This is a genomic window from Rhizobium sp. AP16 (assembly GCF_000281735.1).
GTDB classification, from domain to species: domain Bacteria; phylum Pseudomonadota; class Alphaproteobacteria; order Rhizobiales; family Rhizobiaceae; genus Rhizobium; species Rhizobium rhizogenes.
Genome location: NZ_AJVM01000069.1, coordinates 146,810 through 161,700, shown reverse-complemented (window position 1 = coordinate 161,700; position 14,891 = coordinate 146,810). Strand labels below are relative to the sequence as shown.

Here is a 14,891-nt window from a genome sequence, read left to right as displayed (position 1 = left end):
CGGAATTTCAAAGGCTGGAAGACAATGATTCTTAGCGCTCTTCGGAACGGCATTCGCGGGGCCTTGGCGACGGTCATCGTCTACCCTCTCACAGAGCGCTACGAGGCTCGCGATATTCGCAGCAAAACGAGATGGGCTAGAGAAGAGATCGACCGCCCGTTTGCAGAGCGGCGTGCGCGTGCCGCCGCGCGCCTTGCCGAAACGATCCTCTTTGCCGGCGCCAAGGTGCCGTACTATCGTGATCTGTTCAGTTCGATCGGCTTCGATCCGGCGAAGGTGGCTGCGGACCCCCGATATATCGAGGATCTGCCATATCTGACGAAGGATATCATTCGCGAACAGGGCCAAAGGCTGCTGCGCGAGGATCGGGACGGCATGCGGATTCATGTGGCCAAGACCGGTGGTTCAACCGGACCGTCCGCTCATATCTACTATGACCAGGAGGCGGCCGACTGGTCTTCTGCCATCACCCAGGAAAGCCGCCGTCGAGTCGGGAACACGCACTGGCGCAGCGAGTTGCATTTCGCCTCGAAATTTCCGGAGGTGTTTCCGTGGCGGGACCGTATGCGTGAGCATGTGAAGTGCTTTGCCATGAACCGCGACAATATCTTCTTCGCAACATTCGCAAGCGAGGAACTCGAACAGATCTGGCGCAGAATAAAGTCGATCCGGCCCCATCTGGCGCACGCCCATCCGTCTACCGCCGATCAGCTCGCAGCCCATGTCGAGGCGACCCGCGGCAAGGACAAAGGGTTCCAGATCTTCGAATCCTCTGGCGAGTTGCTCGAAGCGCGGCAGCGAGAGCGCATTGAACGGGTGCTGCAATGTCAGGTGATTGATCGCTATGGCTTGGCCGAAGCGGGCGTCATCGCCTACCAGATCGACCCAAAGAGTTCCGACATGCGATTTTACGAGTTTTTCGCATGGCCGGAGTTGCGGACCGAAGAGGAAACAGGACTGGCGGATATCCCTGAAGGTGCCCGCAGCGGTGAGTTGGTGATAACGCCGCTTTTCAACAGGATGATGCCGCTGTTGCGTTATCGCACTGGCGACAACGCCATCCTGGCGCAACAGCCGAACGGCATCGTCATTCCCCGTATGGTTGGCCGCGTTCACGACGTGATCACGCTGGGCGGCACGCCCCTCCCTACCCACTTTATCCAGGACGTGCTTGATCGCGTCGGTGGCATTCGCGAATTCCAGATTCAGATGCTCCATGGCAAACCGGTGTTTCGGCTTGTGCCGGAGGATGCCGCCGACACAAATGCAATCCGAGAACGCATTGCCTCGTGGTGGGCCGACGATGTCGAAGTCGAGTTCATCACGCCAGCTGACCTGAAGCTGGTTGGCTCGCGCCAGAAATTCAGGCATTTCGTACCAGAAGAGGCATCGGGTCAATGATCACCGTATTTGCAGGTAGACCTGATGATACCGCCACCGAGATCGTCGCGGAAGCATTCCGCCGATCGGTGACCCGGGGTCTGGTGACAGTGGCATCCGACGATCCCGTGCCAACAATTGGGGACGGTGATGTCTATGTCTTCATCTCGCCCCGGGCGGATCAAGCGCCCCTGGCCGCTGCGGCTTCTAGGTCAAACGCCAAGGTTCTGCTATTTGGTCGCTTGCCCGACAAGGTCGCATCCTTGGCGGGGCTGGCCGCGCCGGCCCCCCTGGCTTCCGGATGGGCCGATGCGGCGGCGTGCCCGCCGACGCCAATCTATACGACGACGCGATCATCGGCGGTGGTCAGCTGGAACAAGCATCCCCTGGCGAATGCATCACCATTTTCGTCACGACCTTTCTTGCGGTTTGACTATGCCGACGAATGGAACAACCTAGGATACGGACGGATCACGGCCGATGCCGGTCCATGGTCCGTTGCGATGACGACTGAAGCCCTCAGCGCGACGACGCTCGCGGTCGCTTCTGCACCCGGTGTTGCGGAGGATATGCCGTTCGTCACCTTGCTGGAGAACGAGACGGCGTCCATCCTCTGGTGGAATCGTCCAGTGGGTCCGGTTGACAGCGCCGAATGGGCCGTGATCGAGGCGTTCCTCGCGGATTGGCGGCACGAGGACAGGCCGTGCATACCGGTCATTGGGGAAATTCCGCACGGATATGACGCGGCAGTGACGATGCGCCTGGATTGCGATGAAGACATTGCGTCCGCGCGGCCCTTGTTCGAACTCTACCGTGCGCGCGGCCTGCCGTTCTCGGTGGCGATCAAGACTGCTCAGGAAGACAAGGACGAGCACGTCGCGCTGATGAAGGAGGTTCTGGATGCCGGCGGAGCTGTTCTCTCACACTCCGTGACGCATGCGCCCCGCTGGGGAGGCTCCGGAGAAGCCTGTGAGATAGAAGCGCGAACCTCTTCGGACTGGCTCGAGCAGCGCCTGCCGGGTTTGACCGTGCGCTATGCCGTATCGCCTTTCCATCAGAATCCCGCCTACGTGCCGGAAGCGCTGAAGCGCGCGGGGCTTCAAGGTTTCGTTGGCGGTATCATCGCCAACGATCCGGAAATGCTGATGGCCAAGGGGGGAACGATACCGGGTGACAGGTCGGGGGTTGTTACGCACAGCCAACAGTGCATGTTGCATGGTGATTGTATTCTGAGGGAAGGGGATCCATTGGCGATCAACAAGCAAGCGTTCACGGCGGCGGTTACCGCCGGGAACCTGTTTGGCTATCTCGATCATCCATTCTCGCCGCGCTACGACTACGGGTGGGGGTCTGAGGAACATCGCCTGTCGCGGCATCGTGAGTTTATCGACCATATCGAATTGGAAATGGCGGGTCGTCCGATCCTTTGGCTCAATGAAGAGGATACCTTGGACTGGATCGCGGCCAAGATGCGCCTGACGATGCGGGAAACAAATGAAGGCTTCGGACTGACGGAAGGTACCGCGGTTGGAGCCCCGTCAGGTCTCGCATTCTCTGTCCGCTGGCGCGGCGCCACCGTGGCATTGGCGGATTTTGTCGATGGCTGAAATCGGCGTGCGTCATGTCATGGTCATCGTCGGCACGCGCCCCGAGGCAGTCAAGATGGCGCCGGTCATCAAGGCTCTTTACGCGCGGCCGGAGGCTTTTCGCTGTACAGTGGTCTCAACGGGACAACATCGCGAGATGTTGCGCCAGACATTGACCAGCTTCGGGCTTTCCGTGGATGTCGATCTGGACATCATGCAGCCCGATCAAACGCTTGCCTCGTTGACAGGGGCTGCGATCGGCGCATGTGAAAAGATCTTTCAAGCCGCAAGACCGGACGTCGTCCTTGTTCAGGGGGACACGACGACGGTTCTTTCGGCATCATTGGCTGCACATTACGCACAGATTCCCGTTGGTCATGTGGAAGCGGGTCTGCGAACCTATGAACGCTACAATCCATTTCCGGAGGAAATGAACCGCAAGCTCGTCACGTCATTGGCTACCCTGCATTTCGCGCCGACAGAGCGGTCGGCACGACAATTGCGGAAAGAAGGCGTCCCCCCATCCAAGGTCTTCGTTACCGGCAACACCGTCGTCGATGCGCTGGAAGAGCTTCGAGGCAGAGTGACCACCGGTGACGTATCGCCCGCCGTCAGGGAGCGGGTCGCGCGAAGCCAGGGACGGTTCGTGCTCGTGACGTGCCACCGGCGGGAAAGCTTTGCGCATGACCTCAATGTCATTGTCGAAGCGATCGCCATGCTGGCCGACCGCTTCCCCGATCGCACATTCTTTTTTCCCGTGCACCTAAATCCAAATGTCCGCGCGCTGGTGATGCCAAGGCTCAATGGGATCGAGAATGTCGTGCTAGCGGATCCGGTGCCCTATGCAGATATTCTCTTTTGTCTTTCGTCTGCGGAACTGGTGCTGACAGATTCAGGTGGATTGCAGGAAGAGGCTCCCTCATTCGGCGTGCCGGTGATCGTGTTGCGCAGGACGACGGAGAGGCCAGAGGGGGTACGCGCCGGCTTCTCTCGCCTAGTGCCTATCGAGCAGGAAAATATTGTTTCCCTGGCGAGTTCCTGGCTGCGGTCTCATCGCAAGGCAAGGCTGGCCGGAAGACCCAATCCTTACGGAGACGGCAATGCGGCAGCGCGGATCGTCGACATCCTGTCGAAGGAGCCGTTGCGGTGACCGGTGGCGATAAACGAATGACATTCGTCATGTTTTCGACAGCGGATTGGGCAGCACCTTACTGGACGAACAAGCAGCATATCGCCGACCGCTTGGCCAAGCGAGGCCATCAAGTCCTCTATATCGAGTCACCCGGAATTCGTGCCCCTAGAGCAAATGCGCGTGATCTGTTCCGCATATGGGACCGCCTGAAGAGAGCGTTCATCCCCCCAAAGAAAGTTGACCAAACGCTCTGGGTCTATGCGCCGCTCACAATCCCATTCGGTCACAAGAGCAGATTTGTCCGAGCTTTCAATCGGTGGCTGCTTGGCTCAGCGATCCGCAAATGGCTGAAGCGCAACCGCAATGGTGATGATGTTATAGTCTGGACCTATCACCCGTATGTTGACGGCATCATGGACGGGTTGCCGGTGCGGTCTACAATTTACCACTGCGTCGACGACCTTGCCGCGATCCCTGGCGTGGACGCCGATACGTTTCGAAAAGCGGAGGTGACGCTTCTCGAAAGAGCGGATCGTGTCTTTACGACAAGCCCCTATCTCCAGTCTCACTGCGCGGCCGTGGCCGGAGAGCGCAGTGTCTACGAGCGCAACGTCGCCGATATCGAGCATTTTTCGCAGGCGAGACATGCCGGAACAATTCCTGCCGAATTGGCTAAAATTATTGGGCCGAAGCTGTGCTACACAGGAGTTTTGTCTGACTACAAGCTCGATTTCTCGCTCGTGGAACAATGCGCCATTGCTCGGCCCGACTGGAATTGGATTTTCATCGGAGACGAGCCGGAGGGCCAAAAAAGCCCAGTCGTTGGCCGCTTGAAAGAACTGCCCAACGTTTATTTTTTGGGGTACCGGTCCTATGACACTCTGCCGAACTATTTGCGCGGGACAGATATTGCAGTCCTTCCTAACCTAACAACAGGTTATATGTCGGGTGTTTTCCCGATGAAGCTATATGAGTATATGGCGGCAGGGAAACCCATCATCTCCACAGACATAGGCGCGTTTGCCGATATCAAAGATCAAGTTGCCGTAGCGAGCGATCCAACGGAGTGGATTTATAACGCCGAAAAATTACTTGCCTCACCACCTGAGGTTATAGGACTGCATGATCCAAAGCTTCTAAATTTTAGCTGGGAAGCGCGACTGGATCGAATGCTCGCACTGATATGAAGAAAAATGTCTCTGACCCGCGTTGTCGCTTTCACTTCCCGATTTCAATCGGAGAAAAGTCCTATATCCGTTGCACCTAGGCGATAAAAGCAGGGCGATCTATCGCTAACGATTTCAATTCGTCACCTGGCCTATGCCCTTGAATAATCGAGTTTTGCGGATGGCTCGCAAGATCCAGGACGACCGATGGTCGACGCCGCCGCGTGGTGCGCGCTTGCCGCAAGGCTGGCGTTTTTGGTGTCGCGTTTAATGATGTTCGGGGAACCACCGACAAAAGCTTCTCTATAGTCTGCCACGGCTCGTCCTCCTGTCACGAGGATCGGCTCAGCCTATCCGAGCAACCCTCGGAAGACCAGTGTAGGGCGAGCCACTTTAGCCACGAAGAAGTACATACGGAATTACAGTTAGCCCACCATAGCTAAAAGTTGTCCGCTTTGGGCCGACTGCAGGCGAAATGGCTCCCCCGGATCGCGTCAGAAGCGGTGATTTTGCACCACGCGAGACGCAATGCCAACGCTTTGGCAAGCGTCGTTTGTGGCGATGCATTCTTCCTAAGATTTTAAAGATTTAATTTAGGGACTTCCAACTGACTGCGACTAAAGGGTATCGACACGCAGCAGTTGCGAGGTGGCGGGAGTAACTTAATGGCAAAGCGCGGAGGATCACGCGGGTGGAGGCCACACGCTCTTATGGTTCTTCTTATATGTGGCACATTCATGACCTCTTGTTCTGAAAGCGAGGAGAGTCCCGTTATCCGAAAATTCACCTCAAGCGAGCTCCACGTGTTGGGAAATTCTTGCAAGGGTGAATATATGGCGGTTCTAGGAGGCGACTTTGTCCTCATCTCAGACACTGGCTATAAAATCGTCCAAAAGGCAGTCAAGGTTACTGATGCCGGTGCTAACCGCCTTAAAATGACCGCTAACTTTGGAAGCCTCAATTGGATCACCACATTTCGACTGGAGGGTGATGATAATATAGCAGTACTAGAGAAAGTTTACTTGGAGCCGGAACCCACCGCCGAACAATGGGCACTAATTCCGGGAGGCGAGGCGAAAATGAAGGGCATGTTCAAGCAGCTCGAGGAGACGCCACATTTGGTTCTATGTCCCGCCTCAACTCGCAACGGGTAGGCATATAAGACAGCATAAGGCCGATTGCAGTCCTCAGCATTTGGGTCGACTTCAAGGCTGCTCCAACTCGAGGACGTTCCCCTCCGGATCGCGCGTATAAGCAATCAGAAATGGCTTGTTCGCTGTTCCAAAATCCGTAATTTCGCCGATTCTCTCGCCACCTGTGTCAATGATCGCCGACAGTACAATGCTAATGTCGTCCATCTCAAAAGATAGGTGTCCGAAGCCAGGTTCATTGACCCTCGGCGGCCCCCGATCATGCGTGACTTTGTGCCCATGTATTTCACATCGATTCCGGGCAGTTTCAACCAGATCGAATAGATTTCAGAGCTCGAAATCCCATTGCCTCGCGATACCTTTTCTCCCGACAGTATCCTGGGCTCACGAAGATGCTCGCATTGGAAGATATTCACCTAGAATGCCGCGAGCGCTTCGGCATCTCGGGCGACTAGGTTGATATGAGCTAGTTTCATAGCGTTAAAGGACCTGGGTGACGGTCGGGATTATATCGATTTGCAGAAAACAATGAAAGCAAGCCGCTCAGGGCTAAAGGGGACAAGCTTAGGCTGCTTTGGACCGATATCAGACATCATTAAGCTTCCGGCGGACTATGGGCTCCCAGTCTCGTAATCAGAGCAAGATCCGAATGGGTAACCCGGACTGAACCGGAGTATTGGGGCGGAAAACTGTTCCAGTAGCGGCGGGTGCTGCCCAATCAAATCATTGATTTATCTGAAAAAGAGAGATTGGCTGGGGAACCTGGACTCGAACCAAGATTAACGGAGTCAGAGTCCGTCGTTCTACCATTGAACTATTCCCCAACGACCGCGACGCGATGAAACCCTTCGCGGTGAAGGCTGCGCCTCTATAATAGAATTCGCCGCAGATGCAAATAGTTTAACGCAGGCAAATGCTTTTTTTTGGCAAGGCTCGACGAAAGCCCTGGATCATGGCCTCCTGCAGGGCCTCAATAGCGATCATTTACCAGCGCAGCAGGCGCCTGCCCGCGACATAGCCGACCGCCGTCACGATAGCGATGGCCAACGGATACCAGAGCAGGACGAAGAGCGGACTGTCATCCGTACAGTTGGAGGCATAGAAGGTGGCGGCGATGCCGCTTGCCGCGAGCCCGGCGACCGCGCCGGCGACACCCGGGCTTTCCGGCGCCCCCTGGCGCAGCGCAAAGAGGAAGCAGGCAAGCGGGCCGATCGACAGCAGTGGAATGATCGTCAGGCAGAAGCGCGCATTGTGCCCCATCATGCGTGGACGCCAGCTATCGGCCGGCATGACCATCATTTCAACAAATGCGGCGGCGGCCAGCAGCAGCGGCGCGGCAAGAAGCATCCAGCCCCAGGGGCGCAACGACACGCCGGGACGGCCGATACGGAATACAACGGTGCTTGCGGTGACGGCAAGCACGATCGTCACCACGAATTTGAACAGGAAACGAACCGTTTCCATCGCGCTGCCGATGTCGGCGCGAAAGCCGATCGCCGCAAAGAACATCGCACCGCTGATCAGGATGCCTCCGATGGCCGCAAGCGTCAGCGCCGGCCCGATCCGCGTGCGGACCGGAGCGTCCTGTGCCAGAAGATGGATGAGGTCATCGGTTTTCACTGTTTTCACTCCGATACAAGGCGGCAAGCGCCTTCAATGCGCGATGCAGCGCCACGCGCACTGCACCTTCAGTCATCTTCAGCCGGTCGGCGGTTTCGCGCACGCTGATTCCGTCGACCGAAATCGAACGCACGATGGTCCGCTGCGGATCTCGCAATTGCGCCAGCATACGGTCGACATCGAGCCGATCCAAGGCATCTGTCTGCTCGTCCGCCTCCAGGCTATCGATGACATCGTCGATCGGCACGTTCACATGCCGCCCGCGCCGTCTCAGGCTGTCGATCAGCTTGTTGCGCACGATCGTCGATATCCACGGGCCAATGGGGCGCGACGTATCCCATGTTCCGCGCTTCAGGTGAATGGCCAGCAACACTTCCTGGACCACATCCTCCGCCTCGCTTGCCGGCGCGCCGAACTGGTCACAGCGCCGCCGCGCCATGGCGCGCAGATAGGGCGCAACAGCGGACAGGAAGCGATGGTAGGCCTGCGCATCGCCATCGATGGCGGCGCGCATCCAGACTGCCCATTCCTCTTCGCGCGCCGAATGCTTCACCCGACATTCTCCTCTACGCGTGGCCGCACGATTTTGTTACTGGCAATGACCACGCTTTTTCAAAACTTCCCCGGATCGGATTTCAACCGAAGCGCCTGCACTGACGATTGGACATTATTCGACGATTTGCCAGAGCCCCGCACGAAAAGAACGCGACTGCGCGATCAAGCACACGTTATCCTCCCTGATATACACGGATCGAATTGAATATTAGACTGTCCGTGCTGGGGCTCGGGCGGCATCCAAGAAAATTTCGCAGCATCTGTAATATTCGCCGTGGCGGCTCCGTAGACGTCAGTGCAAGCCAATCACGGCTGGCACCTATTACGGAGACAGATCTATGAAAAACAGCATCCTCACCCTGGCTATTGCCGGTTCGCTTGCCTCAGCGCTCGCATCCGTCGTCGCTGCTCCGGCTTCCGCCACTGACAGCATGTCCAAGGAAAAGTGCTACGGCGTTGCCATGAAGGGCCAGAACGATTGCGCCGCCGGCAAGCATGACTGCGCCGGCAAGTCGACCATGAGCTACGACAAGATGTCCTTCAAGCTCGTCCCGACCGGCACCTGCACCACCATGAAGACACCCAAGGGTCACGGCTCACTGACCCCGGCCTGATCCATTCGTCGGCTTATCATCCGAACCACACGATAACCGGAGTTTGTCATGACCAAAGTTCCCGCAGTCGCCTTCGCAGCCTCGGTCGCCACAGCGCTGACGCTGATCGTCAGCGTTCCCGCGGCCTCCGCGGCCGATGCCAAGGAGAAATGCTACGGCATCGCTCTCAAGGGCCAGAACGATTGCGCTGCCGGTCCAGGTACCACCTGCGCCGGCACATCGAAGACCGACTACCAGAAAAATTCCTGGAAACTGGTTCCGGCAGGCACCTGCGAAACGATCAAGACGCCGAACGGCCATGGAACCCTGGCCCAGGGACCGGCACCGGTCTGATCAAAGCGAGCAATGACGGGCGGCGCTATCTCGGTCGCGCCGCCGTCTCCCAAAATGAACGAGGTCCGTTATGAAACCCTCAGAGCTTCCCCACCGCGCCGGCGTCGGCTTCAAGCCCGAGCATTTTTCCGCCATCGATGCTGCTGCGCAGCCGGTCGGCTTTTTCGAGGTACATGCCGAAAACTATATGGGTGCCGGCGGACCACCGCATGCCAAGCTCAGCAAGTTGCGCCAGGATTATGCGCTGTCGATCCACGGCGTCGGCTTGTCGATCGGCTCGATGCAGCCGCTCGACACGGATCACCTCGCTCGCCTGAAGATCGTCTGCGACCGCTACGAGCCGGAGAGCTTTTCCGAGCATCTCGCTTGGTCGACGCACGACACGACGTTTCTGAACGATCTCCTGCCGCTGCCCTATACAGAGATGACGCTCACCCAGGTCTGCGCCCATATCGACCAGGTGCAGACGCTGCTTGGCCGGCAGATGCTGCTCGAAAACCCGGCCACCTATCTGCTGTTTGAGCAAAGCACCATCGAGGAGACCGATTTTCTCGCCGAGATCGTCCGGCGCACCAGCTGCGGCCTGTTGCTCGACGTCAACAACGTCTTCGTCGCCTCGACCAATCACCACATGGACCCGCGCGACTATCTCTCCCGCTTCCCCGTGGAATGGGTGCGCGAAATCCATCTGAGCGGCCATTCCGAAACCGTCGACGACGCCGGCGCACCGCTATTGATCGACAGCCACGACACCGCCATCAAGGATCCCGTCTGGGCGCTCTATGAAGAGCTGATCGCCCGCACCGGGCCGATTGCGAGCCTGGTCGAGTGGGATAATGACGTCCCCGAATGGCCGGTTCTCAGAGCCGAGGCGGAAGCGGCCAGTGCCATCCTGCGCCGCGCCGCCGACCGCCGGGCGGCATGAGGAGCGACCATGTCCGTCACCACCCAGGCCGAATTCGCCACCGCACTCCTCGATACGGATCGCGCCGTTCCCGAAGGGCTGACGGCATGGAATGGCCTCCGGCCGGAACGGCGCTTCGGCGTCTACCGCGACAATGTCGTGGCCGGGCTGATCGGCGCGCTCGCCTCGCGTTTTCCGGTGGCCGAAAACATCGTCGGCAAGGACTTCTTCGCCGCCATGGCGCATGAATTCGTCCGGCTGCACCCACCACAATCACCGCTGCTGCTGGCCTATGGCGATGATTTCGCCGATTTCGTCGAAACCTTCGAGCCGGCGGGCGACATCGACTATCTACCGGATGTCATCCGCCTGGAGGCAGCACGCGGCAAAGCCTATCACGCCGCTGACGCCGCGCCGCTCGACCCTGTCTTGCTGGCGGCGATCGAACCGGAGCGGCTGGCAAGTCTGGTTTTCGTGTTGCATCCCTCCGCCTCGATCCTGCGCTCGCCCTTTCCGATGGTTACCATCTGGGCGATGAATGCCGGCGAGATGGAGCTCCGCCCAATTGATAACTGGAGCGGCGAGGACGCCCTCGTTGTGCGGCCGGAGATGATGGTCGAAATACATCGGCTGCCCGCCGGCGGCGCCGTGTTTCTGGAGGTGCTTGCCGGCCGCGCCGATCTTGCTACAGCCGTCGAGGCGGCTGTCGCCATAGCACCGGACTTCGATCTCTCAGCCAATCTCGCCGGGGCGCTTGCCGCCGGCGCATTCACGACTATTCGCTAGACGCCGTTCAGGAGAACGCCATGCCAGACCAGACAATGACGGCCGTCACGGCCGAACGCGAAACCGTGCCGCAAAGGCTCTATCGCACTCTCAAATTGTTAGACCGTATTCCGCACGACCTGATCGCGCTGATTGCGCGCCTGTCGATCGCCGCCGTCTTCTGGCAATCGGGCCAGACCAAGGTCGACGGTTGGTATGTCACCGACAATGCCGTCTATCTCTTCCAGACGGAATACAGACTGCCGCTCGTCGATCCCTGGATCGCTGCCCATATCGCGGCCTTCAGCGAGCATTTCTTTCCGCTTTTGCTGATGATCGGTTTTGCCAGCCGGCTGTCGGCGCTGGCGCTGCTCGGCATGACGCTGGTAATCGAGATCTTCGTCTATCCCGATGCCTGGCCGACGCACGGCACCTGGGCCACCTGCTTCCTGGTGATCATCGCCGCCGGGCCGGGCCGCATCGCCATCGACCATCTGATCGCCCGGCATATCCGCCGTGGCGTGTAGCGACGGATGTGGGACACCACTGGCATTGCCTGGGCAACGGTGTCCAGGCAATGCCAGTGGTCGGTAATCATCTACTTGAGAACCGGCTCTCCATGAAACCGGCGCTGCGACGGCTTCGAGACGCCGAAGCCCACTTCCATCATCAGACGCGGCTTTTCCGTCGGCACCGTGCCCATGTGGAAGCCGAAGGGATCCTCGCCGAAGCCGAAGCCGGCCTTCCCAGTCAGCGTGACGGTGCTGTCCTTGCCGTAATAGCCGAGAACCTCATCCGCGGGGTGGCCGACCATAAGCGTCAATTGATGCTTCATGGCGCGCCGCCTGTGGCTGCCTTTGACGAAAACATGCGGCCCGGTGCCTTCATCGACATCGACGAGATTGAAGAAGAATTTCAGCATCCGCCAATCGTCGAGATCGAAATGAAACTTGTCGAGCGAGGCCATGCTTCGATCCGCCTCGGAGGCCTGCGTCGGAAAACTCCACCAGACGCGGGTCGTGATCACCTTGGCCTGCCCCCCGAGATAATGTTTGGCCACATCGGTGAGCAGCGGATCGCGCTGCACCGCCAGGACCGCGTCGCAATCAAGCGAGCGCTCGAAGAAATGCCCGCTGAGAAGGGGCCGCCCGAATTGCGCTTCCGCTTGCGCATGCTCAGGCGCGACGAATTCGAGCTTCCGGTTAAAATTGCCGAAGCAGCCCGTGGTGCGCGCGAACTCGGCGATTTCCTGATGAATATTGTCCGGCAGGGTGAGGCCGGAGAAAATCCCGTCCGTGCGCAGCGCATTGACGACCGTATTGCACCCGATCCCAGTGAACATGGACGTCCCGGAAGCGGGGCGCGCTACCGGTCGCCTGGTCGCCGCCCAGTGCATGCGCCGAAACGGCAGCGTCCGAGCGAGCAGAAACATGGGCAACCAGGCCGGATTTTCCCTCAAATCGGTCAGGTAGGTCGGTATCCGGACGGCCATCCGCTTGAAACGGCCACCTCGTCGGGCGATGGACTCCAGGTCATTTGCCGGAGGATTGTGCATAGGTATCCTTTCCGCACATGTGCGAACCCATGACAACAGGCCCAACACCCCTGTTGAATAGTCCGTTCAAACATACTCATTCATTCAGTGCAGCAAGACGCATGTTGCACTGCGGCAAATAGAAGCCTGCGGGCCATGGTCAAGGGGTTGGAAATACACAATCGCGATTCATTTAGAAGAATCTGCAGCGCTGACACGCTCCGATTTTACAAATATTTTCAATGGCTCACGGATCAGTTGTTAAACGATGCCCAGCGGCCTGATCGTGGCGCAGCCGGCGGCGGACATATCGTGCCATGAACGCAACTGCGGCATGATTTGTTTGCCATTGCTTAGAACAACATCGTTACGACCATTTACAGCGAACAGACGACCGGTGGAGATTGGGCGAAAGGAAACGGCTTTATGACGAGGCCTGTCTCAACAATCCGGTTACAGTCACAATCCTGTTCCGATCATTGGCTAGATGAACGAAAAATTGCAAACGAGGGCCGCACATGACTGAGACAAAGACCGTTGATCCGACCGAAGGCATCGTCGACTTCGACGCCGGCGAGGGCGAAGCGGCAACCGTGGTGGAGATGGACGACTATACCAAAAGCCTCGCCCAGGCGAAGGCCAAGTCGGTCAAGCTCGTCGATGCCATTACCGGCCAGACTCTGAAGAAGAAGGATGCCGTTCACGTCGATGACCTCCGCCCCTCGCTGGCGGACTTCATGCGGTTGAAACATCCCGACCTTCGCGCCGACGACTATATCAGCCGCAAGGCGATGGACGATTATCGCGCCCAATATATCGCCGAGCTTTTGACGGACGAGCGCGGCGAGCTTTCCAACCTCGAGGACGAGGTCGTCGAAAGCCTGAAGACGCATGACACGCTCGCCGAGAACATTGAGGAAGACTACGAGGATCACCGCTCCATCGGCGACCGCATGGCCGACATCGTCGCGGCGTTCGGCGGCAGCTGGACCTTCATCATCTCCTTCTGTCTGTTTCTGGCCGTTTGGATGGGCATCAATGCCCTCATGGGCGAAAACAAGGCCTTCGATGCCTACCCGTTCATTCTTTTGAACCTCATCCTCTCGACGATCGCCGCCCTGCAGGCGCCGATCATCATGATGAGCCAGCGCCGGCAGGAGGCCAAGGACCGGCTGCGCGCGCTTAACGACTACAAGGTCAACCTAAAAGCCGAACTGGAAATCCGCCACCTGCACGAAAAAGTCGACCATCTGCTCAATCGCCAATGGGAGCGCCTGACCGAAATCCAGCAGATCCAGATCGAGATGATGCTGGAACAGGCGAAAGCTGCCACCCGCGCCATGAAGGTCAGCAAGGCGTCGAAAGCAAAGACGAGCGCGCTGAAGAGCCTGTTCGGAAGCAAGGCCAAGGCGGCGGAAACCGACGATTCGGAGGAGTAGAGGCCCGGGAAAAGCCTTGCTCATTGACATCCGCGATCGTTGTGACACCGTTCAGGACGGCATCCTGAACAACAGGTCGAGGCAAAATGGGCGAGCATTCACAGGCCGTCATCACCACCGCCGAAGAGCGACCACTTGAAGAGTGGAACGATCCATCCCGCGGCAGAATATCTTGGCACACGCTTTTCAGCAGCGACAGAACCCCGACCGACAGCATGACGGCGGGCGTCGCGGAGATCGCACCGGGCAGCGGCGCCCTTCAGCCCCATCGGCACGAACAGCCCGAGATCTACTTCATTCTCGAGGGAACCGGCATCCTGACGGTCGACGGACGCGAAACGGCCGTCACCGCCGGCACAGCCGTCTTCATCCCCGGCAACGCGGAGCACGGCATCCGAAACGATTCCAACGTAAATTTGAAGCTGTTCTACGTGTTTCCTACCGGCTCCTTCGAGGATGTGGTCTATCGCTTCGGGGCGGATTGACGAGCCGGGTGACGTAGGTCGGGTCTGTTGCGGGATTTCAAAGCATTCTAACGAATGGTGCGTAGGGCCGCTTTGATTGATCGGCTTCGATCTACATCGGCATAAATGGCGGAGAGGGTGGGATTTGAACCCACGATGCCCTTGCAGGCATGCCGCATTTCGAGTGCGGTGCATTCGACCACTCTGCCACCTCTCCGGTTATGCTGGTCGGCGCTTGTTGGCGCGGC

At 58.4% G+C, this 14,891-nt stretch carries 14 protein-coding genes and 2 tRNA genes; 11 read left to right on the top strand and 5 right to left on the bottom strand.

Translation table 11 applies throughout. From position 1 onward, the window contains the following. Positions 1-24: 24 nt before the first annotated feature. The 4 genes from PMI03_RS23140 to PMI03_RS23125 are packed head-to-tail and all read left to right on the top strand — an operon-like array spanning position 25 to position 5,285. On the top strand, positions 25-1,401 hold the full coding sequence (locus tag PMI03_RS23140; RefSeq protein ID WP_007698937.1) for a phenylacetate--CoA ligase family protein: 1,377 nt from the start codon (positions 25-27) through the stop codon (positions 1,399-1,401). After that, positions 1,398-2,987 carry a hypothetical protein gene (locus PMI03_RS23135; protein WP_007698934.1) on the top strand — a complete coding sequence of 530 codons (1,590 nt, stop codon included), beginning with the start codon at positions 1,398-1,400 and terminating at the stop codon, positions 2,985-2,987. The genes PMI03_RS23140 and PMI03_RS23135 overlap by 4 nt, the downstream gene beginning before the upstream one ends. Next, positions 2,980-4,116 carry a non-hydrolyzing UDP-N-acetylglucosamine 2-epimerase gene (wecB, locus tag PMI03_RS23130; RefSeq protein ID WP_007698932.1) on the top strand — a complete coding sequence of 379 codons (1,137 nt, stop codon included), beginning with the start codon at positions 2,980-2,982 and terminating at the stop codon, positions 4,114-4,116. Before PMI03_RS23135 ends, wecB begins: the two co-directional genes overlap by 8 nt. Continuing rightward, positions 4,113-5,285, top strand: coding sequence for a glycosyltransferase (locus PMI03_RS23125; RefSeq protein WP_007698931.1), 1,173 nt, complete (start codon positions 4,113-4,115; stop codon positions 5,283-5,285). Before wecB ends, PMI03_RS23125 begins: the two co-directional genes overlap by 4 nt. A 1,880-nt stretch (positions 5,286-7,165) precedes the next feature. On the opposite strand, the gene PMI03_RS23115 is transcribed toward PMI03_RS23125, so the two are convergent. The 3 genes from PMI03_RS23115 to PMI03_RS23105 form a co-directional block, all read right to left on the bottom strand. Further along, positions 7,166-7,239 (bottom strand) — tRNA-Gln (locus PMI03_RS23115). Positions 7,240-7,399: 160 nt separating this feature from the next. Further along, entirely contained in the window at positions 7,400-8,035 is a 636-nt protein-coding gene (locus PMI03_RS23110; protein WP_007698927.1) for an NrsF family protein, read from the bottom strand. Continuing rightward, entirely contained in the window at positions 8,022-8,588 is a 567-nt protein-coding gene (locus tag PMI03_RS23105) for a sigma-70 family RNA polymerase sigma factor (RefSeq protein WP_007698924.1), read from the bottom strand. Before PMI03_RS23105 ends, PMI03_RS23110 begins: the two co-directional genes overlap by 14 nt. Positions 8,589-8,928: 340 nt before the next feature. Between PMI03_RS23105 and PMI03_RS23100 the strand changes: the two genes are divergently transcribed. From PMI03_RS23100 to PMI03_RS23080, 5 genes are all read left to right on the top strand, one after another. Beyond that, positions 8,929-9,204: a DUF2282 domain-containing protein gene (locus tag PMI03_RS23100; RefSeq protein ID WP_007698920.1), complete on the top strand. Its 276-nt coding sequence runs from the start codon at positions 8,929-8,931 to the stop codon at positions 9,202-9,204. A gap of 48 nt (positions 9,205-9,252) precedes the next feature. Next, complete coding sequence (locus PMI03_RS23095) at positions 9,253-9,537, top strand: DUF2282 domain-containing protein (protein ID WP_007698917.1); 285 nt, start codon at positions 9,253-9,255, stop codon at positions 9,535-9,537. 70 nt (positions 9,538-9,607) lie between these two features. Continuing rightward, the gene (locus PMI03_RS23090; RefSeq protein WP_007698915.1) at positions 9,608-10,462 is read left to right on the top strand and encodes a DUF692 domain-containing protein; all 855 of its coding nucleotides are present in this window, start codon (positions 9,608-9,610) and stop codon (positions 10,460-10,462) included. 9 nt (positions 10,463-10,471) lie between these two features. Next, positions 10,472-11,227: a DNA-binding domain-containing protein gene (locus tag PMI03_RS23085; RefSeq protein WP_007698905.1), complete on the top strand. Its 756-nt coding sequence runs from the start codon at positions 10,472-10,474 to the stop codon at positions 11,225-11,227. 20 nt (positions 11,228-11,247) lie between these two features. Then, positions 11,248-11,733 carry a DoxX family protein gene (locus tag PMI03_RS23080; RefSeq protein WP_007698903.1) on the top strand — a complete coding sequence of 162 codons (486 nt, stop codon included), beginning with the start codon at positions 11,248-11,250 and terminating at the stop codon, positions 11,731-11,733. Between the two features lie 71 nt (positions 11,734-11,804). Here PMI03_RS23080 and PMI03_RS23075 read toward each other — a convergent pair whose 3' ends face one another. Beyond that, positions 11,805-12,761 carry a hypothetical protein gene (locus PMI03_RS23075; RefSeq protein ID WP_007698900.1) on the bottom strand — a complete coding sequence of 319 codons (957 nt, stop codon included), beginning with the start codon at positions 12,759-12,761 and terminating at the stop codon, positions 11,805-11,807. Between the two features lie 497 nt (positions 12,762-13,258). Here PMI03_RS23075 and PMI03_RS23070 point away from each other — a divergent pair, with 497 nt between their 5' ends. Together PMI03_RS23070 and PMI03_RS23065 are read left to right on the top strand one after the other, a co-directional pair. Then, positions 13,259-14,179, top strand: a complete 921-nt coding sequence (locus tag PMI03_RS23070) for a DUF1003 domain-containing protein (protein WP_007698896.1) — start codon at positions 13,259-13,261, stop codon at positions 14,177-14,179. 86 nt (positions 14,180-14,265) lie between these two features. Then, positions 14,266-14,664 (top strand): cupin domain-containing protein, encoded by a 399-nt coding sequence (locus PMI03_RS23065; protein ID WP_007698893.1) that lies wholly within the window; start codon positions 14,266-14,268, stop codon positions 14,662-14,664. Positions 14,665-14,770: 106 nt separating this feature from the next. On the opposite strand, the gene PMI03_RS23060 is transcribed toward PMI03_RS23065, so the two are convergent. Continuing rightward, positions 14,771-14,860 (bottom strand) — tRNA-Ser (locus PMI03_RS23060). Positions 14,861-14,891 lie beyond the last annotated feature (31 nt).